This is a genomic window from Paenibacillus sp. EB106-05-06-XG162, assembly GCF_058791655.1.
Window position 1 is genome coordinate 130,741 of record NZ_JBYTDT010000002.1, and the last position, 22,437, is coordinate 153,177.

Sequence of the window (22,437 nt, forward strand, 5' to 3'; positions counted from 1 at the left end):
AATCATCATGATCAGAGGTGGAACTATTTGTAATCCGTTATTAACCGTCCGTCGACACGACATTCCAAGAGCTGCCGAAGTGCTGGCACAAGGCTTCGCTAAGAGTGATCCCTTGTATCAACACATTTTGCCGAATGAGACGACGCGGCTGCAAGTGCTGAAGATTTTTTTTCATCGTTACCTGGAAATGCTGTACCCATATTCCGATGTGCTCACGACATCAGAGAATTATGAAGCGGTAGCGGTCGTATTTCGCTCCGAACGTGAGGCGGGAACCTGGTTCTCGAAGATAAAGTATAGGATGCAGATTGTGACGGCGATTCTGAAATCAATGCCAATTTGCAAGATCATTGGCGTTCGCGGATTTATCCGAGGGCTGTCCATATTGAACCGTATGAGTTCCGCTTGGATCTCCATGCTCGGGGATCAGGAATATTTGCACTTGGACATGCTGGTCGTGCAGGAGCTATACCGTGGACAAGGTTATGCATCATGGATCATGAAGCCGCTGCTTGCCGAATGCAATGCGAGGCAGATCCCGTGCACATTGGAGACGCAGACACCAAGCAATCTTCCGATTTATGAACGTTATCAGTTCCGTATGGTGCAGGTCATTCCACTGCAAGGCAGTACGCTAGAGCAATATTGCATGGTATATTCGCCGCCTGATGCGGTATCGACATAGAAATGAATGAAGAGACGTTTAGGGTCCTAGCCTGGATCTTAAACGTCTTTTTTTGTGCACAATTTTTGTGAATCATGGGGTTGCCACATAGGTGACACATACGGGTGATAGGATAGCTCTTGTACCAACGAAGTAATCACACTTCAATTCAAGGCGTATCGGAGGAGAAGTTATGCGTTATACACGTCGAGCACGTCAAGAGATTTATATCGCGCTGTTCTTTCTAGTCCCGAGTTTACTGGGCTTTGCAATCTTTTATTTGATCCCATTCGTGGAGAGTATCGGAGCGTCCTTTCAATCGTCATCGGGCGGATTCTCGCTGGAACAGTATGGCGCGGTGCTCGGGAGCAGTTCTTTCCGCAAGGCAGCGGGGAATACGATCTGGTTCACGGCCATCGCTGTTCCGCTCATCGTCGCATTATCCTTGCTCATTGCGATGTGGCTGAATCAGAAGGTGTACCTACGTAATGCCTTGCGAACCACTTATGTCCTTCCGCTCGTCGTTCCTGTCGCTTCGATTGTGCTCTTGTGGCAGATTACATTCGATTGGAATGGCGCACTGAATTCCGTATTATCGTACTTCGGCGTTGAACGCATCGATTGGATGAAGTCGAATTGGTCCGGGACGGTCGTGATTCTGATGTATATCTGGCAGAACCTTGGCTATAACGTCATTTTGTTCCTTGCGGGGCTTCAGAATATTCCCACTTCGTATTATGAGACGGCGGATTTGGAGGGTGCAGGGAAGGTGAAGCAGTTCTTCGGGATCACCCTGATATACCTGATCCCAACCACGTTTCTTGTCATCTTGATGTCCATTCTGAATTCCTTCAAGGTGTTCCGGGAGGCCTATCTGCTCGCAGGCAATTATCCGCATGAGCGGATCTATTTTCTGCAGCATTACATGAATAACATGTTCGTCTCCCTCGATATGGAGAAGTTATCCGCAGCGGCGGTGATGATGGCGATTGGGATTCTCGGCATCGTCGGCATTCTGTTCCAGGTTGAACGCAGATTCCGTTCCTTCATGGAATAAGAGAGGGGAGGTAGAAGACAACATGCGAAATCTTAGATTAACCAGTGTATTACCCATTTTGCGAACGTTGTTCCTAGCATCGCTTGCTCTGATTCTCGTGACGCCGATCTTGCTGACGGTGATTAATTCCTTCATGACAGAACATGAGATTACAGCCAATTATGCATCATTAGGTCAGACATCGATGAATACGTGGGTCACGCTGAAGCTTATTCCGGATTGGGTATCCTTTGACCAATATTTTACATTGTTATTGAAAACGCCGGAATTTCTACGGATGTTCTGGAATTCGGTCGGGCTGGTTGTTCCGATCATTGTGGGGCAGTTAATCTGTGCTTCTCTGGCAGCCTTTGCCTTTGCGAAGCTAAATTTTCCAGGCAGAGATCCACTATTCTTCATCTATTTAATTACTTTGATGCTGCCGTTTCAGGTAACGCTGGTGCCGAACTATATGATGGTGGATCGTCTCGGTCTGCTCAATCATATGGGGTCGATCATTCTCCCGGGAATATTCGCGCCGTTTGGCGTGTTCTTGCTCAGGCAGTTCATGCTGAATATACCGGCAGGTTATATGGAGGCGGCGAAAATGGATGGTGCGAGCACATTACGAATCTTCCTGCAGATCATCCTTCCGATGGTTCGACCTGGGATTGCGGCGCTCGTCGTCCTCTTGTTCGCGGATTACTGGAATATGGTCGAGCAGCCGTTGATCTTCTTGCAAGATGCAGCGCTTCAACCATTGTCACTGTTCCTCACCACGATTCAGGAGGGAGCCTTCGGTGTAAGCTTCGCAGCTTCTACGCTGTACATGATTCCGATGGTGCTGCTGTTCTTGTACGCAGAGCCGCATTTTGTGGAAGGAATCGAGATGTCAGGGATTAAAGGTTAAATCGATTTTGAAAAAAAAGTAGGAGGAATAACGTATGGGGGCACGGAGGAATAAGGTGATCCTTACCATTGCAGTCATCTTCTTAAGTGTTATGGCCATCTTGGCGTTTCTAAGCAATACGATATCAGCGGCTATGTTGCCTAAGGTGACGACGGAACACGCATCCGTGAAGGAGCTGGAAGTCTCCTTGTCTGGTAAGGGAACGTTGCAGCCGAAAGAAAGTGAAGATGTCATGTCAGACACGGGCTTTGAGATTATAGGTATTCGTGTGAAAGAAGGCGACCACGTTAAGCGGGGGCAGGTGCTGTTTACCTTGGATATGGAGGACATGAAAGGCGAAATTGCAGATGAGCGCATACGTCTTGAGCAGGCTGGGCTGGGTACCAAGGCACTGCAGCAGGCTTTCATCGATGCACAGATCGGTGGTGATCCGGTTGCTATCGATAGGGCGAAGCGAGATCTGGAGAATGATCGGCTGACTCGAACACTGTCGGAGCGGAAGGTAGCTCGGATGGAGAAAGATCTCAACGAAAAGAGTCAAGTGACAGCGCCTTTCGATGGGGTTGTGACAAGCGTAAATGTCCATATAAGCGATAAAGCGGCAGCGGGTAAGGGATTAGCTACCGTTATGAACACTTCCGCAGGGTATCAATTTTCGTTCACAGTGCCGGAATCGGAGGCTTCTATTCTGAGTCTAAATGAGTCGATCCCCGTGATTGTCAGACAATCGAATGGCAAAGAGCGGCGTGTTAAAGGGAAGGTCACGGACTTGCGTGCGGCATCTTCAGGCTCTGATGAAGGCGGCGTTGGGGGGATAACGAAGGAATCCCCGAAGGGGGATGATGAAAACTCCACAGCAGGAGGTCAGGCGGACAATGGTCCGAAGATGAAAGTCACCGTGGAGGTGAATGATCCGAAGCTGCATGGCGGAGAATCGGTCAGCGTGAGTAAATCGAAGTCCCTCGGAGAGAAAGGGATCGTGATCTCGAAAAATCGACTTAAACAGGATGCGGACGGTTCATATCTGCTACTCGTGAAGACGAAGAAAAGTCCGCTAGGCAACAGCTATGTTGTGGAGAAGGCGAGAGTACGGCTGGGTGCGGAATCCAAGGGTATGGTCATCATCGCCCAAGGATTAAATTCAGACGATGACATGATCGTCGAGACGAGTGAGCCGCTGCAAGAAGGCAATGAAGTCCGTGTGAAGTAGGATGGGTACATCGAAGCAATGGGAAATGCCACATACGTGACACATTGTCGTGATAGGATGAATTCTAGCGAAATCAGACGAAAGTGTTGAGGAAGATGGAGGAGAATGTAGAATGAAGATGAAGCAATGGGGATTCATAGGAGCAAGTCTTATCATGCTGGCAGGATGCAGCGGGGGCAAAGAAGCAGGTCCTAAATTGTCAGAGGACGGTAGGAAAATTGTGGTGGTCGGTACATCGGGTTCGACGCGGTTCTTGGAGGAGGCCGAGAAGAAATTCGAAGCCAGTCATTCGGACATTGATATTCAAATCAAGAAGTATGGACCGGAAGAGAAGAAGAATGACGGTGGTGGCATGGGGACAGGGCAAGTGATGACACGCGATGAATACGACCAATTTATTCAACGGATGAATACCGAGGTATTGTCGGGCAAAGGCCCTGATGTAATGGATACAACAGGTCTGTCACTAGGTGTCTATGCGAATAAAGGAGCAGTGGCCGATCTTCATGAGCTAATGAAGAAGGATAAATCGTTCAAGATATTGGATTATTACGAAGGCTTGTGGAAAGCAACAGAAATTAATGGTGGTCTGTACGCGCTGCCGACGAATTTTTTCGTGAATACGATGATGGTGGATACCAAGCGGCTTGCGCAAGCGAATGTGACGCTGGACGATACCGAGTGGACCTGGAATGATTTCTTCAAGATTGTAGATCAGATCAAGAAATCTTCGAGTGACGAAGTCTATGCGCTAGGAACCAACGGACCGAAGGGTGAGCTGCTCTACTCGATCGTCGAGTCAGAGTATGAACGGTATGTTCAGCATGATAAGAAAACAGCGAACTTTGATTCCGATGAATTTAGACAAATGATGCAGCATGTCAAAGGCCTATACGATAAGGGGTTCATCACGAATTATGATGGTGGTATAGGCAGTATGGACAAATTGATGTTCACACAGAATACGTATGTGACACCGGAGATGTTGGCGGCATTCTCGTACACGCAAGGCTGGAAGAGCATTCTTCCTCCGACAGCAGCAGGGACATCATCGGGGCTACCATTCCAACCGATGGGTACCTATTCGATCAATGCCAAATCGGGTGTGAAGGATGAGGCATGGCAGTTCCTGAAATTTATGGTCTCGCCTGAAATGCAGCAATCCCCAGAGCTAGGCGGAATTCCGATGCTCAAAGAAATTGTGAACAGCAAATTCGAAGAGATTAAGAAGCAGGTCGCAGATGGCACATCGAAAATGGCTATTCAAATCAATGACCCGAAAGATTTCGCGCGTCACGTGGATGACATGAAAGCCATGTTAGACAATACAGGCAAGCCATCGGGGATGGACCCTAAGATTCAATCGATTATCAGCGAAGAGTTCAAGACCTTCATGGATGGTTCGAAGTCAGCAGAGGATGTCAGTAAATTGATTCAAAGTCGTGTAACGACCTACTTGAACGAGTAGTCATGTTTGTTAGAGACGTCTCAAAAGTCATGCTTATGATTTGGGGGCGTCTCTTTGCATTGTCTAAATATCTTAAAAATCAGCCCTATTTTGCATAAAAAAGAGGAAGTTCTGGCTGTATAGAGGTTGTATAATTAAGAATATTAGAAAGCGTTATCATTCAGATGTTTATGAGATATATAAAGGAGATGGCGAACATGGTGAAGAACGAAGTGTATGAACAATGGGTCAAGTCCTTGCAGGAACGTACGGAAGTGGTAGAACGGAAAGGGTCGGAAGTCATCATTAAAAGGCTACCGGATACAGATGCGGTTGGCGAGCTTGATCCGCGTGTGTACGAAATCAATGCAGAGGCTGCAAAAGCGATGGCTGGTGCGGAATTTCCAGATCCAAGTCAAATGGATATGGTCAGCTTCGCGCTCAAGATGCGTGAGTTCATGGGTTGGAAGAACTTCGACGTCACGATGACGGAGATTCGTACGGAAGCCAGAATGATACCGGGCACCGATGTCGAGATTCCGGTTCGTATCTATACACCAGCTACTGCGTCAGGCAGACAAGTGCCTGCGATGATCTTCTTCCACGGCGGTGGATTTATGGGCGGTACGCTCGATGTGGTCGAGAATCCATGCAAAGTGATCGCGGAACGTGCTGAAGCAGTTGTTGTGAGTGTAGATTATCGCCTCGCGCCAGAGCATGCATACCCTGCGGGTCTGACAGATTGCTTCGATGTTGTAAAGTGGGTCTATGCGAACGCAGAGTCGATCGGCGTCAACCGGGAACAAATCGCGGTTAGCGGTGATAGTGCAGGGGGCAACTTGGCGACGGTCTGTGCGATGAAGGATCGGGATCAAGGGACGAACATGATCAAGTATCAAGCGTTGATTTATCCAACCACGAATATGGCAGGCTCGACAACAGATGACTTTGAATGGACGATCGATCAATATACCATCAATAATCATCAGGAATTGATCGTGGGCGGGCTCATGGGCATGGGCGGCTCGACCAAAATGCTGGAGCATGTCTATGTGCAAGGTAACGAGCATGTGGAGCACCCGTACTTATCCCCATTACTTGCAGAAGATCTTAGCGGGATGCCGGAAACCCTCGTCATCTCGGCGGAATTCGATTACCTGCGTTTAGAGAATGAGGCTTATGCTAGGAAGCTAGAGCGTGCAGGCGTGAAGACGAGTTGTATGCAATATAGCGGCATGGATCATGCGTTCATGGATAAAATGGGTCAATACCCGCAGGCAGAGGATTGTATGAATGAGATTGCTAAAGGAATGAAGCGAGTATTCGCATCCTAGGAACCAGGAACCTTCAAGATCACGTTAAGTTGTGGTTTTGAAGGTTTTTGTTTATTTGTCGTTCGAATAGCACGAATGACATAAATGTGACATCCGACTAATAAGGTATTATATTGGCGGAGTTCGAAATAGGAGGGTTGCCCTTTGCGATGGATATCTGCAGCACGGTCGAGTGCGGGTGGAAGGCCACAGAATGAGGACAGCTTGTTGGAATGGGTACGAGATTGCAAGGGGTGCTATGTCGTCGCGGACGGCATGGGCGGCCACCGTGGAGGGGAAGTAGCTGCTTCCATTGTGACGAGTGCATTTGCGACGGCTTTTGCGGCTGTGGAGCCGCTGAGTCATGCGAGTTTAACGAAGGTGCTCCTACACACGCATGATGAAGTGAGACGAGCACAGCACGATATTCATACACTGTCGGGGATGAACTCGACGGTTGTAGCGTTGTGTCGCCAGGATGAGACCGTGCTCTGGGGACATGTTGGTGATTCAAGATTATATCATCTGCGTGAAGGGCGGATTATCGAACATACAAGGGATCATAGTGTCTGCCAATCGCTTGTGGATCGCGGTGAGATTATGCTGCAGGATATTCGATTCCACGAGGATCGCAGTCAGCTTTTGTGTGGCATCGGCATGGCAGGTGAACTACGGGGGGAAGTCTTGCTAAAGCCTTGTTCGGTGCAATCGGGTGATGCTTTTCTGCTATGTACGGATGGATGGTGGGAGTACGTCATTGAACCGGAGATGGAGGTTGACTTTATGAAGTCTCAGAATCCAGCAGAGTGGCTGTCGCGCATGGAAGAGCGAATCGTCAAGCATGCACAGGTCGGCCATGATAATTATTCAGCCATTGCCGTATGGGTAGTCGAATCGGAGTCTGATCATAAATAAGAACATAAGCAAACCGCCTGACAATGCGTAGTATGCTGCGCTGTCAGGCGGTTTTTTGATGCTCAAAATGAATTATACTTTGAACTTACTGACCATTTCTTGGAGTTCGTTAGCTAAGGTACTGAGAGATTCGGAAGCCGACAGAATCTCCTCCATGGAATGGTGTTGATCATTCGCTGATTGTGAGATCCCACTTAGCTTATTCGCAGAATCCTTCAGAATGACGGACATCTCATGGGCAGAAGCAGATACCTCTTCGGTTCCTGCAGAGATTTGTTCTGTGACAGCGGATACCTCTTGAATCTGATCATTCACATGCTGGACAGAACGTTGAATGCGTTCGAAGGTCGTACCGGCCTTCTCGACTTGCACGACGCTCATATCCACTTCCGTCAGTCCGTCTTTCATCGAAGCTGCTGCTTGATTGATGGATCGTAGGATCTCATGAATATGACTGGAGATATGATTCGTCGCATGCCCAGTCTCTTCAGCTAGCTTGCGTACTTCACCGGCTACGACAGAGAATCCTCTGCCATTCTCTCCGGCTCTTGCAGCTTCAATGGAGGCATTCAGCGCTAATAAGTTGGTCTGGTTGGCAATTTCGGATATGAGCTGAACCGTCTGCTGAATGGCTTGGGATTTCGTCTCGAGTGACTCTATCATGGATGCCGTATTGGCGACGGTATGGCTCATTCTAGCCATTTGATCCTTGGCATGGTGAATCTCTTGATTGCCGGCCGTGACCTCCTGTACGACCGATAGTGCCGTATCCGCTACGGTAGATGCAGAGACCGTGATCGTCTGAATGCCGGTTGCCATTTCTTCCATTGCGAGGCTTGTCTGTTCCGACCCCTGAACCTGAATATCCGATCCCCGTACAATGTCATCTACCGACTTTACAATATGTTCAGAGGATTGGGTCGAATCGTTCGCAATGGCTGTCAGCTCCTCGGAAGACGCGGCGACGTGCTCCGTCGTCTGCGTAATTTTGCGAATCATCTCGGCGAAGGAGCTGAGCATGAGATTGATATTTTCCTTGGCCTTCTCCAGTTCGTCTCTGCCTTTCACTTGCAGCCTGATTGTCAGATCGCCTTGGGATACCTTGGCCATCATATTGGAGATATCTAGGATTGGTCGTGTCATGTACGATGCGACGTATACAGCGATGAAGGATATGATAATCGCAGAGATCAGGATAACGAGAAGTGCTCTGATCTGAATTTGCTGAACGCCCTGGTACACATCTTTCTCAGGAGCCGTTACGATCAGCTTCCATCCTGCAGCTTGTATTGTCGAATATGCAGCAGATCTAGAGCCTTCCTTCTCGGGGTAGGCCATATGTCCATGTTCATTTTGGAATACGGAATTCTCATAAATAGAGACTTTCTCCGGCAGTGCGAATGCTTTGAAGTCTTTGCCGACCTTCTTCTCGTCCGGATGGGCGATATACATCCCATCGGATGACAAGAGATATGCATAGCTGGATTCACCTAGCTTAATGCCCTTGATCCGCTCGAGCAGTGTGCCTGCATCGATTTCGGGTTGAATGGCGCCGATAAATTCACCCTGATCGCTCAGAATAGGAATTTCGAGGAATATGGTATATTTATTTGAAATTGCGTTTTTATAGACATTGGACACCATGACCTTCTTGTCCTTCATGACCTGCATGACATTGTCAAATTTCGTTCCATCCAGTTTATCGCCATTGGTGTCGGTGAGTTGGGCGTTGCGGTCGATAAAGGTGATAACACTTACATCAGGGTCGCTTTGCTCCACCAGCGTCAATTTCGAGAGGATGTTGTTCACATCGCCGTTCTTAAAATCAGGGTTTTTCTGAATCAGCTCTTCGATTGAACTGATCTTCTCGTTGAGCCATGCGTTAATGAAATCGGCACCAATCTGGGCTGCTTGCGACTGTTCATCGATGACCTTCTGTTTGAGCTCTGTGGTGGCTTGAGCGCTTAGAATAAATGTCAAGGTAAGCATCGGAACTAATGAAAGAAATAAGAAGATTGCAATGAATTTTACTTTCAGGATACTGAGTTTACGTGCCCAATTCTTAAAACCTTTTGTCATGGTGTTCTCTCCTTCATATCTTGGTGGTTCTGTCGACCCTGTGGTTGGAGGCTCTAATAGTAAATCATCGGAATATGTTTCCCATTTTTGTAGTTATTTTTGGATGGAATTTGGTAAGATGGGATCATGTTTTGTTGAACAGGAGATCGTAGCATATAAAGATTGATCATTTGGCAATCTGTAATTATAATAGTTACAGGAATCGTAGTAACTAATAATGGAGTGTTAGAAATGAAAAATGCAACAGACGAGACGATTATAGCGGATTCACCCAGACGTCTCGCTCGATTATGGATTATCCTGCTGCTCGGAGGGTTATCCGCCTTCGCGCCGCTTACAATCGATATGTATTTGCCTGCGCTGCCGGAGCTTGCGCAGGATTTTGGTACGAACGCGTCATTCGCACAGATGAGCTTGACCGCCTGCATGTTCGGCATTTCCTTCGGGCAATTGATTATAGGCCCGTTAAGTGACCTGTGGGGACGACGTAATCCGTTGATGGTGGGGTTGATCATCTATGCTGTGGCATCCATCATCTGTGTGCTCGCGCCTTCAATTGAGTCGTTCATTGTCCTTCGGTTCATTCAAGGGATAGGCGGTGCGGCGGGGATTGTCATCTCGCGTGCGGTTGTCCGAGATATGTACTCGGGCTCTGAAATGACAAGATTTTCTGCGATGCTGTCGCTCGTGAATGGCGTAGCGCCAATTATCGCACCGATCTCGGGTGGTCTATTGCTTAAGTTCACCTCTTGGCGTGGTGTATTTATTGTATTGTGTGTGATCGGTGTGCTCATGTTCTTGGGTGTCATCTTCGGTCTCCGTGAGACACTGCCGTCGAATCGCCGGTTGAAAGGCGGGATTACAGGCACATTTCGTTCCTTCGGTTCTTTGTTCCGGGACCGTGTGTTTATGGGTTATGCCTTGTCGCAGGGGCTTGTGCTGGGTGCCATGTTCGCGTATATCTCAGGCTCCCCGTTTGTCTTACAGGAGATTTACGGGGTGACACCGCAAATGTTCAGCTTGATCTTCGCGATCAACGGGATTGGTATTATCCTTGCGAGCCAAGTGACCGGACGCCTTGCGGGTCGCGTTAGTGAGACGAAGCTGCTTCACTATGGTTTAGGACAAGCGAGTATCGCAGGCATTCTGCTGTTCGTAATGATTCTGCTCGACATCGGAATCATGGGCTTGCTCATCCCGCTATTCTTCGTCGTATCCAGCGTGGGGATCGTATCGACGGCGACCTTCACCCTGGCAATGCAGAATCAAGGTAAGGCTGCTGGTAGCGCATCGGCATTGATTGGGCTGATGTCGACGATATTTGGCGGCATTATGGCGCCATTGGTTGGTATCGCAGGCAGTCATACGGCGGTGCCAATGGGCCTCATTATCGCATTACTTGGCGTGCTTGCGGTATTATGCTATGTCGTGATGGTACGCGGTGCGAAGCAATCGGTATCGATGAAATAACTCGTAACATCAAGAAGACCTCGCTTGGAGGATGGACGGTGGCGTTCAACCCAGGCGAGGTCTTTTTTGACATCTGCATTCCGACTTATCGATTCGACAATTGCATTCCCATCTGTACAAGCCGCTTGGTCATGCCTCCGCCAATCGTGCCGATATCTTTCGTAGACATTTTGCCGTAATAACCGTCCTCAGGCAGCGAAATGCCGAGTTCCTGTGCGATCTCCATTTTCATTTGGGCTAACGCAAGCTGCGCCTCGGGTACTAATTTTCTGTTTCTCGCCATGATGCATACACGCCTTTCTATTCAAATTTAGGGTTATTTTGTCAATAACGAATGCGTTCTATACAAATATTTGGAAAATGAATGTAATGAAAAATCCATTTGCAGTAGGAGGGGAAATTCCGTCTCGAGACCGAGGTGGATTCACATCGGCGCAGTACAATAGAGAAGCAGTGCCAACATGGAAGAATGTTAGGCAGATCGGCATTGTAAGAACAAGAGATAGAGGTGGAACGGTGAAAGAGAATAACAAGACTTTGATTATGATCGGACTGCTCATTGGCATCATTTTCTCAGCGCTCGATGAGACGATTGTCACGACGGCGATGCCTACGATCATTCGTGATCTACATGGGCTGCAGCTGTACGGTTGGGTTGCAGGGGTGTACATGCTTACGATGACGGCATTCATGCCGATTCTCGGCAAACTGGCTGATTTATTTGGGCGCAAGCGTATTTATATGATTTGTATGGGGTTATTTATCGGGGGATCGATTATTAGCGGACTCGCAACTTCGATGGACGTGCTGCTGATCGGCCGGGGGATTCAAGGGATTGGTGCTGGTGGCATGATGCCGCTCGCGATGATTATTCTCGGCGATACCTATCCGCTCGAACAACGGGCCAAAATTCAAAGTATGATCGGACCTATTATGTTCCTGCCACAGCTGTTAGGCCCGATGGTGGGCGGTGTTATCGTCGATCAATTAAGCTGGCATTTCGTCTTCTTGATCAATATCCCCATCGGGATTGTATCGGCGATATTCATGGCGAAAGGGCTGCGCGAGAACCGGAGGGAAGGCAAGCCGAAGATCGACTGGGCCGGGGCGGCTGTGCTCCTCGCGGCACTGGTATCACTGCTCCTGACGCCTGTTCTGAAGGATACACAAGGCTATGCTTGGAGCTCTCCAGTTATTGTCAGCTTACTCGTATTCGGCTGTTTAATGATTGGTCTTCTCATCTGGATTGAATCGAGAGTCGAGGAACCGATCATTCCATTACACTTGTTCAAGAATCGGAACGTTGTGGTGTTATCGACTCTTGTGTTTATCGTTGGTCTCGGCTTGATTGGCTGCTTCGCCTCCTTCCCGTTCTATGCGCAGAACATTATGGGGCTATCGCCGACAGGAGCGGGATACTTGACGATGGCGTTCATGCTCGGTGCTATACCAATGAGTATGTTGAACGGCTTCACGTTGACGAAATTGCGTTATCGGAATGTATTCATCGTTTCATTTATTCTGCCGATTATTGCTTTCTTCTTCTTGTCGCAAATCAGCGTGGATACATCCATCGCTGCCATTATCATCTACTTCGTCATTATGGGTGCAGGACTTGGCGTATTGTTCGCGGGTGATAATCTGATCGTACAAGAATCCGTGAATAAGAACGAGAGCGGGATTGCCCTCTCGACGGTGCAGCTGTTCCAAGCATTAGGTACAACGGTTGGAATGAGCTTGTTCGGCAGTCTGTTGGCTTCACATATCACCAATGGGGTAAGCGCGCTGAAGCTTCCAGCTGGTACAGCGGAGAAGATCGCGACTGGCGGCATTCCAAAGGATTTGGCGCCGGATATCGCGGCTCAGGCGAAGACGGTCTTCGCAGGGGCATTCCAGAATTTATATATGATCGCGTTAGTGATGTCTGTTGCTGCGTTTGTCGTTTGTTTCTTCCTCAAAAACGAGATTCTGTCGAAGAAAGTAGCGGAGGAGAAGCTGGTCGCGCAGGATATGTAGTTGTTTGTAGTGGGAGGCGTTCCTTTTTTGAAGGGGCGTCTTTTTTTATGAAAAAATAAAGTAAAATTGTCCACAAATAGTCTATAATTGGAAATGTAGCTAAATTGTTTCAAATATTTGATGGGAGCTGGTTCGATTGCGTAGATTTATGGTTCTTGGAAAAGTACTTCTTTTGCTCGTACTCTTTATGGGATTAGGCGGGATGGTGAGCAGCCTGATCTTGGGGGCGCAATCCAGCAGCCCGGAATGGAAGCTAATCATCATATCAGGGATAAGCATGATAATCCCTGCAATACTGATGTTCCTCCTGTTCGAGAGAGGTAAGGGGTGGTCGCTTGGATTACGTCAATCCCATTCGATTACATGTGCGCTACAAGGCATTGGACTCGGCATATTGCTCATCAGTATTGCGGCGATCGCGATTTGGATCTGTGGCGGCGTTGAGTTTCAATCGGTACATACGGATGCGGATACGTGGACTTCTGTCCTTGCAGGGGTAGGGTTGTTCGTCTTGGTCGCGATCAGCGAAGAGGTGTTCAATCGAGGGTACTTGCAAGGCCTTCTAGAGCATCAATATGGCGTTACTTGGGGTGTTGTGGTTTCTTCGATCATCTTTGCGCTTCTGCACGGGGTGAACCCGGGGATCTGGAGTACACCTTTTACAATGATTAATATTTTTCTGATCGGTGTTTTCTTCGCTTTGACGCGGGTTATGACAGGTGGATTATGGCTCCCGATTGGGCTCCATCTCGCGTGGAACTTCTTTCAGGGGAATGTGTATGGATTTGCGGTATCCGGTACGGACACCAAGCCTATCCTGTCCATCCTCGTAAACGGCAATTCGCTCGTATCGGGCGGTTCATTTGGTGTGGAGGGAAGTATCCTGACGACGATCCTCATGATCCTTGTCTGCGGGATTTGCGTGAAATTGTACGTACAACGGGAGCATAATATCCATCTTGCTTCTTGAGAGGAATCATTGTAGAAATAGGGATGATTATTGTACGCGAAAAAAGGAGGATTTACAGGGGCTGCGGCAAGCAGCTCCTTTTTGCGTGGAAAAGAGGTTGCTGGTGTATGCAGTACATGGGACAATGGGAAAAAGAGACATTCGAAGGTGTACCAAAGGGAGGAAACGCAATGACGACACCAAAAGGCACATGCTGCTCCGTTCGAAGAGATACTGCAGGTGTGGGGAATGATGAAATCGCTGTATCCCATGCGGCAACGGAAGGTTCGGACACGTGCAAGAAGCAAGCTAATACATCCAGGATGATTCTGCTTCAGGGTGGGGAGTTCCTGATGGGGACGAACGATGCAGAAGGCTTCGCGGCCGACGGCGAAGGGCCTGTGCATACAGTGAAGCTGGATCCGTTCTACATGGATGCTTGTACAGTAACCAATGCGGAATTCCACGACTTCGTGCAGGATACGGGCTACCAGACGGAGGCCGAACAGTTCGGCTGGTCATTCGTGTTCTATCAATTCGTCTCGGAGACAGTGAAGCAAGAGGTCGATAGTGCGGTACAGTCCGTGCCATGGTGGTTGAAGGTGGACGGCGCTTTCTGGGCGAAGCCGGAAGGCCGGGATTCCTCCATTGAAGATCGATGGGATCATCCAGTCGTCCATGTATCGTGGAATGATGCGCAGGCGTACTGCGCGTGGGCTGGCAAACGTCTCCCTACGGAAGCCGAGTGGGAGTTCGCAGCGCGTGGCGGGCTGGTGCAGCGGCGTTATCCATGGGGTGATTCACTGCTGGTGGATGGCGAGCACCAGTGCAACATTTGGCAGGGACCTTTCCCCAAAATCAACCGAGCTTCCGATGGGTATGCTGGGACGGCGCCGGTGCGCGCATTTAAGCCGAATGGATACGGAATCTACAATACCTCGGGCAATGTGTGGGAGTGGTGTGCGGATTGGTTCCGGCCAGATACCTACCAGCATAGCGAGTTGTTGAATCCGAAGGGACCAGATCGCGGGGAGGCTCGTGTCATCCGCGGCGGCTCGCATATGTGCCACAAATCGTATTGCAACCGCTATCGTGTTGCGGCGCGCTCTTCAAATACGCCGGATAGCTCGACGGGGCATATGGGCTTCCGCTGCGCGGCGGATGTGTAAGGGGATATAACGATGAAAATTGCGATCATAGGCTCCAGCGGCTCAGGGAAATCAACCAGCCGAAGAATTTGCTGCGCTCAATCGAAGATTGGTCGCGAATGATGCTTGGATCATAGATGGGTTATACGGGAAAACATTAGACATCCGACTGCAAGCAGCGGATGTTGTTTTTTTCTTCGATTTATCTCCGTGGATCACCACGTATCGCGTCATTAAGCGCAGAATTCAATATCACGGGAAGACAAGGGTGGACATGAACGAAGGATGCCCCGAGTCGATTGACTGGCCCTTTATCAAATTTGGATGGAACTTCCGCAAGGATAAGCGACCTGGTATCCTCGTCAAGCTTAAGAATCATCCCGAGCATACAAAGATCATCGTGATTCAGAGCCCTAAGGAAGCCCAACGGATATTAAATGAGGTGAAGGCTTCAGGCAAAGATTATTTTGGGCAAGTAGAGCCTTAACTTAGAGCTCTTGGAAAAAAGACATCAAGCGTTCTAAGCTCGATGTCTTTGGATCCATTCTTCTATATCTTCTTCACGATATGAGCCTTCTGCCGTCATAAGACCGAGTTCAATTAATTCATACTGGCTATAGGAGATCGCTATCCCATTCAATTTAAGTAATAATAGCATTACTGCTACGCCAACTCGTTTATTGCCATCGACAAAACCATGATTCTTGATTAACGCGTATGCAATTACAGAAATTTTTCTAATATTTCCTTTATACAAATCTCCCCATCAAAGGTGATAAAAGCTTTCTTGAGAGAACTCTCGATCAATCCAATATCTCGAATCCCCTCAGAACCACCTGGTTCTTTCACGATTTTTTGATGAAAAGAAATGATATGAGAAACTTCTATGCTTATCATCATTTGGCAAGCTCATCAAGAGCTATTCGGTTCTCACGAATGATATCATCCATCATATTTTCTAGAGTTACATTGTTTTTTGACTTTAGAAATTCAACAAAATCAATGACTTCAATTTTTTTATCCTCTGGCAAGGATAAAAAGTCGTGTAACAATTTCTCTTCAAGACTCATTATCATCACCTCCAATGGTTTATATCATAAGTATACACTAAATAACTGAGTGTATTAACACGATTAAAAGTCGTAATTTCCACGAAAATCGTTGAAAAGACTCTTTCATGCCCGTCACAGCTTCGCCAGCGTCTGCAGCATATGATCCAGCAAATTCGGAATATCCTCCATCTGGTCCTCGTTAATACGGCGGTTGAATCGCAGCTCGACGGTATTTCGATATAAAGGGCGGCTTTGCCCATATTCGAAGCTTAGTGTCTGCACGGTCGGCAGCTCAGGCTCCCAGATCTTCCGCACGACCTCAGCAATACGCTCACACTGGGAATCAGGATTCTCGATTTTCATATAGAATCGTATGCGAAGTGTACAAGCCGGCGTCTCGCCAGGCATTTCTAGAATTTCAGCAGCAAGATCTTTCAGCGAAGTGTCGAGCCGGATCTCGGCTGTAATATCCGGATGATCGATAAGTACGAATTGAAGTGCAAATTCTCGTGCCATGACGGACAGCTCCAGACGGTCGACCCGGTCTGTGACACGGATAATTTCGTCCAGATTATCTAGATCGTAGACTTGGTTTTCAATAGCGACTTTTAAATTTTCGAATACAGTAGGGTCGAACATCACAGGAATGGGCCTCATTTCGTCTTGTTTTTACATAGGAATGATTCATGGTGTTAGCATACCAAATTTGTTGCTCCGAATGACATATTGATTCCCTTTTCTGCGCATATTAGTGACGTGCTCCGATAACTTCATCACGCAATCACTTGGGCACACTTGTTGTGAATCGGTTTTTGCCGCTGGAGACATTCTTGAAGATCGATTAAGCAAGTTCATCTCGAAGGAGGAATTGTAATTATGACAACTTCCAAACATCGTCGTGAAAATGCCGACAAAATCCGTAAGCAAACTCCGCATGCGCACGGAAAAATCAAGTCTTTTAAGGAATTATCGGAGTTCTAGATGAACAAGGGCGCCCATGACGGGTGCCCTTGTTGTACAACGGGCAGTCGCAGTGTTAGCGTTGCACGGGCAAAAAGACGTGAAATTTTCAAGCGAATAGGGGAGAGTAGTAAGTGTACAAGTATAGATTCAGAATAGGGATGATCTTTCTCCTTCTTGTTTGTGTTTCTTTCTCCATGGAACCTAGGAAGATGGTAGCGAATTCCGACGAGGAACGTAACGTTACTTCTTTTCTAAATGAATTGTACGCTCTTCGGGCGAATTTACTCATACATAATCATCAGGTCCAAATCGAGCAGCACTATGTTCACGGACATAAAGCCAGCGATTATGCGATTCGTCAAGAACTCAAGCGAGCGGAATACCTTCATACTTGGGGGGAGAAAAGGGGGATGCGATTTATCGACGCTAAGTCCGATATCCGCATTACCCGGATTCAATTCGATGGAGATTTGGCCAGAATATCACTCGTTCAATCCTTGAAACTTAGTTATTTTTATTTACAATCGTATGCTCCTTCACAATCTTTTGGCATAGGGACAAGGCATGCGCTCACACTAAAGAAAAATAATCACGGATGGTTATTGTATAAGGAGTGGTATTTAGACCCTCTTGAAGAAAATCCCAATTTAATCCCCGTCACCTCAGATGGTTCCGCGCTCCCTTTTGTTCCTAATCACCAGGACATTCCAGCTGGTAGCAAATACAATCGCAAACGTGCAATTGCTTATGCCAACAAATATGCAGGAATCGCATGGGGGGCAGGAAACCGTCATCGATATAACCGAAGCTATAAAGATTACACCACGGTAGGTGGGGACTGTACGAATTTCGCTTCGCAAGTGATCGGCGATCCCAAGGAAGGCGGCGGGCTCCCAATGACAAACAAGTGGCGTTATTTTTATGGCAAAGAAGGGAGTGAATCTTGGATCCGAACGGATTCATTCCACCGTTTCTTGATTCAATCTGGGTATGGGAAAATGATTGCCAGCGGTTTATTTAGCGACATCGTGAAACCAACCGAAAAGTTCCCTCATGGAGCTGTGTCACAGCTGTTGCCTGGCGATTTAATCGGATTTGTCATGCATGGGGATGTAGATCATTTCTCCGTGGTGGTTGGCTATGATAATCAAGGATACCCGCTTGTTAATTCTCATACAGCAGATCGTTATCGCGTACCTTTCGATCTAGGCTGGGATAAGCATACCAAATACATTCTGATTCACATTCGGGATTGAAGCAATTCGCGGACTTGGGCCTCGACTGGACATACCTCTAACTTCATCGTCATAGGATAATGAGGACGAGTATGAAATAGAGGTGAAGTGAGACCATGCCGCTGCTGTTGAAACAACTGGTAATAAGGACCGGCTCTATATTTATTGTGAAAATAATGGGGCTCATCGGGCGGATCTCTTTAATAAGACTTGTTGGTGCAGAAGGTATCGGGCTTTACCAAATTGCATATTCTTATTATGGCCTAGCATTGATGGTGATCGTTGGCGGGTTCCCAACGGTGCTGGCCATGCTTACAGCGAAGGACCCTGCACAGGGATGGTTCTGGTTCAGAAGAATCTCCCTGCTATTGATTGGTCTGGGTGGGATCATTAGTTATGTTACGTTCTTGCTTTCTCCTCAAATTGCTGAGCTTCTTGGCAATCCAAATCTCCACTTCGCAATACGCTGCATTGCACCCGCACTATTTGTTGTCCCCTTGCTAAGCTTGTTAAGGGGTTATTTACAAGGATTAGAGCGCTATAGCGTCATTGCGTTCTCTGAACTCATCGAACAAGCAGTCCGAATGGGCGCCTTGGTGGTAATCGTTATTCTTTTGCTCCCTAAAGGATCCCCGATTGCCGTAGGAGGCGGTATCCTAGGTACTTTCTTGGCGGCATTAGTTTCATTCTTGCTATTAATATTTGCTTGCAGGTTTATCCAGCAAGACAGCCTAGATAAAGGATATCCGTACCAGCATCGTACAGATCGGAATTCCATGTTCTCCTGGATTCTCCATACTTCCGTTATCATTTCATTCACGAGGCTTCTAGTTCCACTGTCTGATTGTATTGATGCCATCATCATTCCGAATCGTCTGCAAGCAGCTGGTTTTACAGCATCGGAAGCAACATCGATCTTTGGGGTCATTACGGGGATGGCCATGATCGTTGTCTATATGCCGACGATCGTTACAGCAGCGCTATCCCATACCCTAACAATGAAGATTGTCAGCGACTGGAAAGAGGGGCAGGTAGCAAAATTTTATGAGCGAACCCGTTGTGCGCTTGAGCTTGGATGGGTGTGGGGTTGTACAGCGGGAATTCTCATCTTCACGTACAGTAAGTACATTTCATGGTATATCTTCGGTACATACGAAGCGTCGGAGCCTATACGATATCTGGCAGCCGTACCGCTTCTTGTCGGATTACGAGAATTAACGACGAGCATGTTATGGGCACAGGAACGCAAAAAGGTACCTCTTGTGGGCCTTATCGTAGGGATTTGCATAGCAATCCCCATTCAGTATTTTCTGGTAGCCGTACCTGGGTTCAGTTATGCTGGACCTTCAGTAGGCATTCTGTGCTTGGAGCTTGTTACCGTAAGCTGGAATATTGGTGCATTAAAGTTGAGTAGGGTAGGTATACGGTTAAAACCTTTGATCGTCGATATGATCCTTTTGTTCATACTCATGTTAGCAGTTACTTTAGGGATGAATTCGCTGATGACGTATCATGTATCCAATATATTTCAACTAGCACTTGGTATAACACTGTATAGTGGAGGGGCAGGACTCTATATCTTTTGGCGTTCTCGATCTATGAACGACGTTCTTTTTCAATCTAAATGAACAATGAAGTCTTTCCTAAACTTAAGAGTATTTTATGGATAGAAAATTCGTACATTTTTGTTTCTAAAGCATAAAATACTCGAAAGTATTACAGGAGGATTCCAATGGGCAGCAGAAATAGACTGAAATTATGGGTCATGACAAGTGAATATCACCCTCGCATTGTTGGCGGGCTCGGAATTGTTGCCACACAATTGACCCGAAAATTGAGCAAAACAGGTGTGGATGTGACGGTGTTATGTACGAGTGAGGATGGCGAGAATCAGCTTGATAGATCGAGAGCGAATGGCAAAATTGGTATCATTAGGATTCCGAAAGATAAGAAATATTACCGTAAGTCCTCTCGTTCGTTCAAACCCAAACCCCTATTAAGATTATCCACTTCGACAACCTCTGACCCGCCAGACCTCATTCATGTTCACAGTATGGAATATGCAGCTGCTGCAAGGGCGGCGGCAAGCAAGTTTGGTATTCCTCTCGTGTATACCTGCCATTCCCTTGCATCCAAAGGGATTCATTCCAGTCATGGGAAGAATCAGACCCAATTAATTCGCAGTGCAGCAAAGATTGTCGTCCCGAGCAAATGGCAGGCAGCTGAGATTAAGGATTTATATCCAAAAAGTAGTCGGGGGAAGATCAGTGTTATTCCTAATGGTGTGAAGAGCGTCAGGAGAAGGAGAAAACTAAAGGGTTCATCTCATGAATTGCTTTATGTTGGAAGACTAATTCCTGATAAAGGCATCAAATCCTTGATCAGAGCCATTGCTTTATTGTCACGTGCGCACAAGAATGTACATCTAACCATCGTCGGGAAAGGGAAATCGATGAAAAGTTCACGTGCCCTAACACGACGTCTAGGGATTTCGAAGAACATACACTGGATCCCTAACAGAAAGAACGAAGAAGTCCTTGCGATGTATTCTTCTTATGGTGCTGTTATTGTACCAAGCAAGAAAGAATCATTCTGTCTGGTTGCCCTGGAAGCTATGGCTAGCGGTGTCCCCCTCGTATCCACCTTATCTGGAGGGTTAAGTGAATTCGTAAATCCGAAGAATGCTCAAATTATACGATCCGTCGATAGCAAATCGATCGCAAAAGCGATCACATCGATGTGGAACAAGCCTGCCAAGACCAAGAAACGTATCAAAAACGCTCGACTCACTGCGAAGCGTTATCGTTGGCGTGCAATTGCCCGTCAGTACAAATCGCTATTTTTGAATATGACGAAGGTGATTTAATATGAATGAGCGGATGTTCAACATCGCAGATGGTTTTGGGCTTGAGGTCAGTCGTATGAAGAAAATCCGGAAAGGGATCTATCGCGTTAACACACGTGATCATCGGTCCTTTAGCCTCAAGCGTATGCCCAAACGACTTGCACGGCTGAAATGGACGGATCGGGTGCTGCAACGGATCAGGAAGCGTGGCGTGCTGATTTCTTGGCGTAATCCGCACACGCGAGCTGGAAGTAAGCTCTATGTTCTTTCCGCAAAGGGTACGCCCTTCGTACTAACGCCTTGGCTGTCGGGAAGAGAACCTTCTCCCACATCATTGAAAGATATGCGAGCTTGCGGTGCTGCATTGGCGCGAATGCATGAATCTGGAAAGGATGAAATCCTTGGTGGGATGAAATACAGCCGAATTGGGACCTGGAAATCTACGCTCCTGGCGCAGCACAAATTTCTGAAAAAAAAGATAAAAAAAGCGAAGCGGAATGAATTTCGACCTTCGATTAATTCATTTGTGCAGGAGCATGGTGCAGAAATTTTACGTTACTCGAATCAAGCGAGGACATTGCTGCGACTTAGCAATTATCGTAAGTACTGCAAAAAGCCTGTTCAATTCGGTGTTCTGTGTCACGGAGATGGAGGCCCGAGCAATTTTATCTGTAATGCCAAAGGAACACATCTCATTGATTTCGAGACATTGCACATCGATTTACGCGCCTTTGACTTGTATCGCGTCATCTATAATTCATGCAAGGACTATCATTGGGATTTCGCGATAGCCAAGGCGATTCTGAACGGTTACCGTCAGGTCGCAAAACTAAGTAAACACGATTACGAACTCATTCGAGTATGGTTGCGATTCCCACTCACAACATACCTCGTGCTATCACCTTTCCCAAGATTCCCTCTGAACATAAGATATTTACGATGGGCGATTCATTCCGAAAGACGAATTGGAACATTCCTGCAGAAGCTTGATAAATATGCAGTTAAGCATAGCTCCTCAGCATAGGTCTGAACGGGGTTATATCAACGTAAATGGATGGTTTCGGATTTCAATGGCCTTGCTGCGGTAAGGTCTTTTTTTGTGCGGCATGCCTGTGTGGGGGCGGTATAGTAAAACGTTAAAAGAGTCTTTATGGACGTTTTACTTTTCCAACATATAGGAGTATC

At 47.3% G+C, this 22,437-nt stretch carries 22 protein-coding genes; 17 read left to right on the forward strand and 5 right to left on the reverse strand.

The features are described from left to right. Window positions 1-7 precede the first annotated feature (7 nt). From AC3WU2_RS06465 to AC3WU2_RS06495, 7 genes are all read left to right on the forward strand, one after another. Complete coding sequence (locus AC3WU2_RS06465) at window positions 8-685, forward strand: GNAT family N-acetyltransferase (RefSeq protein ID WP_492452451.1); 678 nt, start codon at window positions 8-10, stop codon at window positions 683-685. A 172-nt stretch (window positions 686-857) separates the two neighbouring features. Next, complete coding sequence (locus AC3WU2_RS06470) at window positions 858-1,721, forward strand: carbohydrate ABC transporter permease (RefSeq protein WP_492452453.1); 864 nt, start codon at window positions 858-860, stop codon at window positions 1,719-1,721. 22 nt (window positions 1,722-1,743) lie between these two features. Next, complete coding sequence (locus AC3WU2_RS06475; protein WP_492452455.1) at window positions 1,744-2,610, forward strand: carbohydrate ABC transporter permease; 867 nt, start codon at window positions 1,744-1,746, stop codon at window positions 2,608-2,610. A 34-nt stretch (window positions 2,611-2,644) separates the two neighbouring features. Continuing rightward, a complete protein-coding gene (locus tag AC3WU2_RS06480; protein ID WP_492452457.1) occupies window positions 2,645-3,820 on the forward strand; it encodes an efflux RND transporter periplasmic adaptor subunit in 1,176 nt (391 codons plus the stop codon). Window positions 3,821-3,932: 112 nt separating this feature from the next. Then, the gene (locus tag AC3WU2_RS06485) at window positions 3,933-5,288 is read left to right on the forward strand and encodes an ABC transporter substrate-binding protein (protein WP_492452459.1); all 1,356 of its coding nucleotides are present in this window, start codon (window positions 3,933-3,935) and stop codon (window positions 5,286-5,288) included. Between the two features lie 197 nt (window positions 5,289-5,485). Then, the gene (locus AC3WU2_RS06490) at window positions 5,486-6,601 is read left to right on the forward strand and encodes an alpha/beta hydrolase (protein WP_492452461.1); all 1,116 of its coding nucleotides are present in this window, start codon (window positions 5,486-5,488) and stop codon (window positions 6,599-6,601) included. Window positions 6,602-6,745: 144 nt separating this feature from the next. Then, entirely contained in the window at window positions 6,746-7,495 is a 750-nt protein-coding gene (locus AC3WU2_RS06495; protein ID WP_492452463.1) for a PP2C family protein-serine/threonine phosphatase, read from the forward strand. A 72-nt stretch (window positions 7,496-7,567) separates the two neighbouring features. Here the strand turns inward: AC3WU2_RS06495 and AC3WU2_RS06500 are convergent, their stop codons facing one another. Continuing rightward, window positions 7,568-9,574, reverse strand: coding sequence for a methyl-accepting chemotaxis protein (locus AC3WU2_RS06500; RefSeq protein WP_492452466.1), 2,007 nt, complete (start codon window positions 9,572-9,574; stop codon window positions 7,568-7,570). 231 nt (window positions 9,575-9,805) lie between these two features. Here AC3WU2_RS06500 and AC3WU2_RS06505 point away from each other — a divergent pair, with 231 nt between their 5' ends. Continuing rightward, the gene (locus AC3WU2_RS06505) at window positions 9,806-11,044 is read left to right on the forward strand and encodes a Bcr/CflA family multidrug efflux MFS transporter (protein WP_492452468.1); all 1,239 of its coding nucleotides are present in this window, start codon (window positions 9,806-9,808) and stop codon (window positions 11,042-11,044) included. Window positions 11,045-11,129: 85 nt separating this feature from the next. Here the strand turns inward: AC3WU2_RS06505 and AC3WU2_RS06510 are convergent, their stop codons facing one another. Further along, entirely contained in the window at window positions 11,130-11,327 is a 198-nt protein-coding gene (locus tag AC3WU2_RS06510; protein ID WP_379344197.1) for an alpha/beta-type small acid-soluble spore protein, read from the reverse strand. Between the two features lie 86 nt (window positions 11,328-11,413). Here AC3WU2_RS06510 and AC3WU2_RS06515 point away from each other — a divergent pair, with 86 nt between their 5' ends. The 4 genes from AC3WU2_RS06515 to AC3WU2_RS06530 all read left to right on the forward strand — a co-directional run bounded on the left by AC3WU2_RS06515 (window position 11,414) and on the right by AC3WU2_RS06530 (window position 15,644). After that, window positions 11,414-13,060, forward strand: coding sequence for an MDR family MFS transporter (locus tag AC3WU2_RS06515; protein WP_492452471.1), 1,647 nt, complete (start codon window positions 11,414-11,416; stop codon window positions 13,058-13,060). A 136-nt stretch (window positions 13,061-13,196) separates the two neighbouring features. Next, on the forward strand, window positions 13,197-14,030 hold the full coding sequence (locus AC3WU2_RS06520) for a CPBP family intramembrane glutamic endopeptidase (RefSeq protein ID WP_492452473.1): 834 nt from the start codon (window positions 13,197-13,199) through the stop codon (window positions 14,028-14,030). A 170-nt stretch (window positions 14,031-14,200) separates the two neighbouring features. Beyond that, window positions 14,201-15,178, forward strand: a complete 978-nt coding sequence (locus AC3WU2_RS06525) for a formylglycine-generating enzyme family protein (protein WP_492452475.1) — start codon at window positions 14,201-14,203, stop codon at window positions 15,176-15,178. Window positions 15,179-15,266: 88 nt separating this feature from the next. After that, complete coding sequence (locus tag AC3WU2_RS06530) at window positions 15,267-15,644, forward strand: P-loop NTPase family protein (RefSeq protein ID WP_492452477.1); 378 nt, start codon at window positions 15,267-15,269, stop codon at window positions 15,642-15,644. A 33-nt stretch (window positions 15,645-15,677) separates the two neighbouring features. Here AC3WU2_RS06530 and AC3WU2_RS06535 read toward each other — a convergent pair whose 3' ends face one another. The 3 genes from AC3WU2_RS06535 to AC3WU2_RS06545 form a co-directional block, all read right to left on the reverse strand. Continuing rightward, complete coding sequence (locus AC3WU2_RS06535) at window positions 15,678-15,914, reverse strand: type II toxin-antitoxin system death-on-curing family toxin (RefSeq protein WP_492452479.1); 237 nt, start codon at window positions 15,912-15,914, stop codon at window positions 15,678-15,680. A 139-nt stretch (window positions 15,915-16,053) separates the two neighbouring features. Further along, the gene (locus AC3WU2_RS06540; RefSeq protein WP_492452481.1) at window positions 16,054-16,227 is read right to left on the reverse strand and encodes a DUF2281 domain-containing protein; all 174 of its coding nucleotides are present in this window, start codon (window positions 16,225-16,227) and stop codon (window positions 16,054-16,056) included. Between the two features lie 114 nt (window positions 16,228-16,341). Beyond that, window positions 16,342-16,848: a hypothetical protein gene (locus AC3WU2_RS06545; protein ID WP_492453189.1), complete on the reverse strand. Its 507-nt coding sequence runs from the start codon at window positions 16,846-16,848 to the stop codon at window positions 16,342-16,344. Window positions 16,849-17,085: 237 nt separating this feature from the next. Here AC3WU2_RS06545 and AC3WU2_RS06550 point away from each other — a divergent pair, with 237 nt between their 5' ends. From AC3WU2_RS06550 to AC3WU2_RS06570, 5 genes are all read left to right on the forward strand, one after another. Beyond that, on the forward strand, window positions 17,086-17,190 hold the full coding sequence (locus tag AC3WU2_RS06550; protein WP_018754539.1) for a DUF6254 family protein: 105 nt from the start codon (window positions 17,086-17,088) through the stop codon (window positions 17,188-17,190). A 191-nt stretch (window positions 17,191-17,381) separates the two neighbouring features. Beyond that, window positions 17,382-18,428 carry an amidase domain-containing protein gene (locus AC3WU2_RS06555; RefSeq protein WP_492452483.1) on the forward strand — a complete coding sequence of 349 codons (1,047 nt, stop codon included), beginning with the start codon at window positions 17,382-17,384 and terminating at the stop codon, window positions 18,426-18,428. A gap of 95 nt (window positions 18,429-18,523) precedes the next feature. Beyond that, window positions 18,524-20,035, forward strand: a complete 1,512-nt coding sequence (locus tag AC3WU2_RS06560) for an oligosaccharide flippase family protein (RefSeq protein ID WP_492452485.1) — start codon at window positions 18,524-18,526, stop codon at window positions 20,033-20,035. A 104-nt stretch (window positions 20,036-20,139) separates the two neighbouring features. Beyond that, on the forward strand, window positions 20,140-21,273 hold the full coding sequence (locus AC3WU2_RS06565) for a glycosyltransferase family 4 protein (protein WP_492452487.1): 1,134 nt from the start codon (window positions 20,140-20,142) through the stop codon (window positions 21,271-21,273). A gap of 1 nt (window position 21,274) precedes the next feature. Next, a complete protein-coding gene (locus AC3WU2_RS06570; RefSeq protein ID WP_492452489.1) occupies window positions 21,275-22,276 on the forward strand; it encodes a phosphotransferase in 1,002 nt (333 codons plus the stop codon). Window positions 22,277-22,437: the final 161 nt, after the last annotated feature.

What these genes read in the sequence shown, in the direction of transcription:
- AC3WU2_RS06465 (WP_492452451.1), top strand. Translation starts at nt 8, where the DNA reads ATGATCAGAGGTGGAACTATTTGTAATCCGTTATTAACCGTCCGTCGA.
- AC3WU2_RS06470 (WP_492452453.1), top strand. Translation starts at nt 858, where the DNA reads ATGCGTTATACACGTCGAGCACGTCAAGAGATTTATATCGCGCTGTTC.
- AC3WU2_RS06475 (WP_492452455.1), top strand. Translation starts at nt 1,744, where the DNA reads ATGCGAAATCTTAGATTAACCAGTGTATTACCCATTTTGCGAACGTTG.
- AC3WU2_RS06480 (WP_492452457.1), top strand. Translation starts at nt 2,645, where the DNA reads ATGGGGGCACGGAGGAATAAGGTGATCCTTACCATTGCAGTCATCTTC.
- AC3WU2_RS06485 (WP_492452459.1), top strand. Translation starts at nt 3,933, where the DNA reads ATGAAGATGAAGCAATGGGGATTCATAGGAGCAAGTCTTATCATGCTG.
- AC3WU2_RS06490 (WP_492452461.1), top strand. Translation starts at nt 5,486, where the DNA reads ATGGTGAAGAACGAAGTGTATGAACAATGGGTCAAGTCCTTGCAGGAA.
- AC3WU2_RS06500 (WP_492452466.1), bottom strand. Translation starts at nt 9,574, where the DNA reads ATGACAAAAGGTTTTAAGAATTGGGCACGTAAACTCAGTATCCTGAAA.
- AC3WU2_RS06505 (WP_492452468.1), top strand. Translation starts at nt 9,806, where the DNA reads ATGAAAAATGCAACAGACGAGACGATTATAGCGGATTCACCCAGACGT.
- AC3WU2_RS06510 (WP_379344197.1), bottom strand. Translation starts at nt 11,327, where the DNA reads ATGGCGAGAAACAGAAAATTAGTACCCGAGGCGCAGCTTGCGTTAGCC.
- AC3WU2_RS06515 (WP_492452471.1), top strand. Translation starts at nt 11,414, where the DNA reads ATGAAAAATCCATTTGCAGTAGGAGGGGAAATTCCGTCTCGAGACCGA.
- AC3WU2_RS06525 (WP_492452475.1), top strand. Translation starts at nt 14,201, where the DNA reads ATGACGACACCAAAAGGCACATGCTGCTCCGTTCGAAGAGATACTGCA.
- AC3WU2_RS06540 (WP_492452481.1), bottom strand. Translation starts at nt 16,227, where the DNA reads ATGAGTCTTGAAGAGAAATTGTTACACGACTTTTTATCCTTGCCAGAG.
- AC3WU2_RS06545 (WP_492453189.1), bottom strand. Translation starts at nt 16,848, where the DNA reads ATGTTCGACCCTACTGTATTCGAAAATTTAAAAGTCGCTATTGAAAAC.
- AC3WU2_RS06550 (WP_018754539.1), top strand. Translation starts at nt 17,086, where the DNA reads ATGACAACTTCCAAACATCGTCGTGAAAATGCCGACAAAATCCGTAAG.
- AC3WU2_RS06555 (WP_492452483.1), top strand. Translation starts at nt 17,382, where the DNA reads ATGGTAGCGAATTCCGACGAGGAACGTAACGTTACTTCTTTTCTAAAT.
- AC3WU2_RS06560 (WP_492452485.1), top strand. Translation starts at nt 18,524, where the DNA reads ATGCCGCTGCTGTTGAAACAACTGGTAATAAGGACCGGCTCTATATTT.
- AC3WU2_RS06565 (WP_492452487.1), top strand. Translation starts at nt 20,140, where the DNA reads ATGGGCAGCAGAAATAGACTGAAATTATGGGTCATGACAAGTGAATAT.
- AC3WU2_RS06570 (WP_492452489.1), top strand. Translation starts at nt 21,275, where the DNA reads ATGAATGAGCGGATGTTCAACATCGCAGATGGTTTTGGGCTTGAGGTC.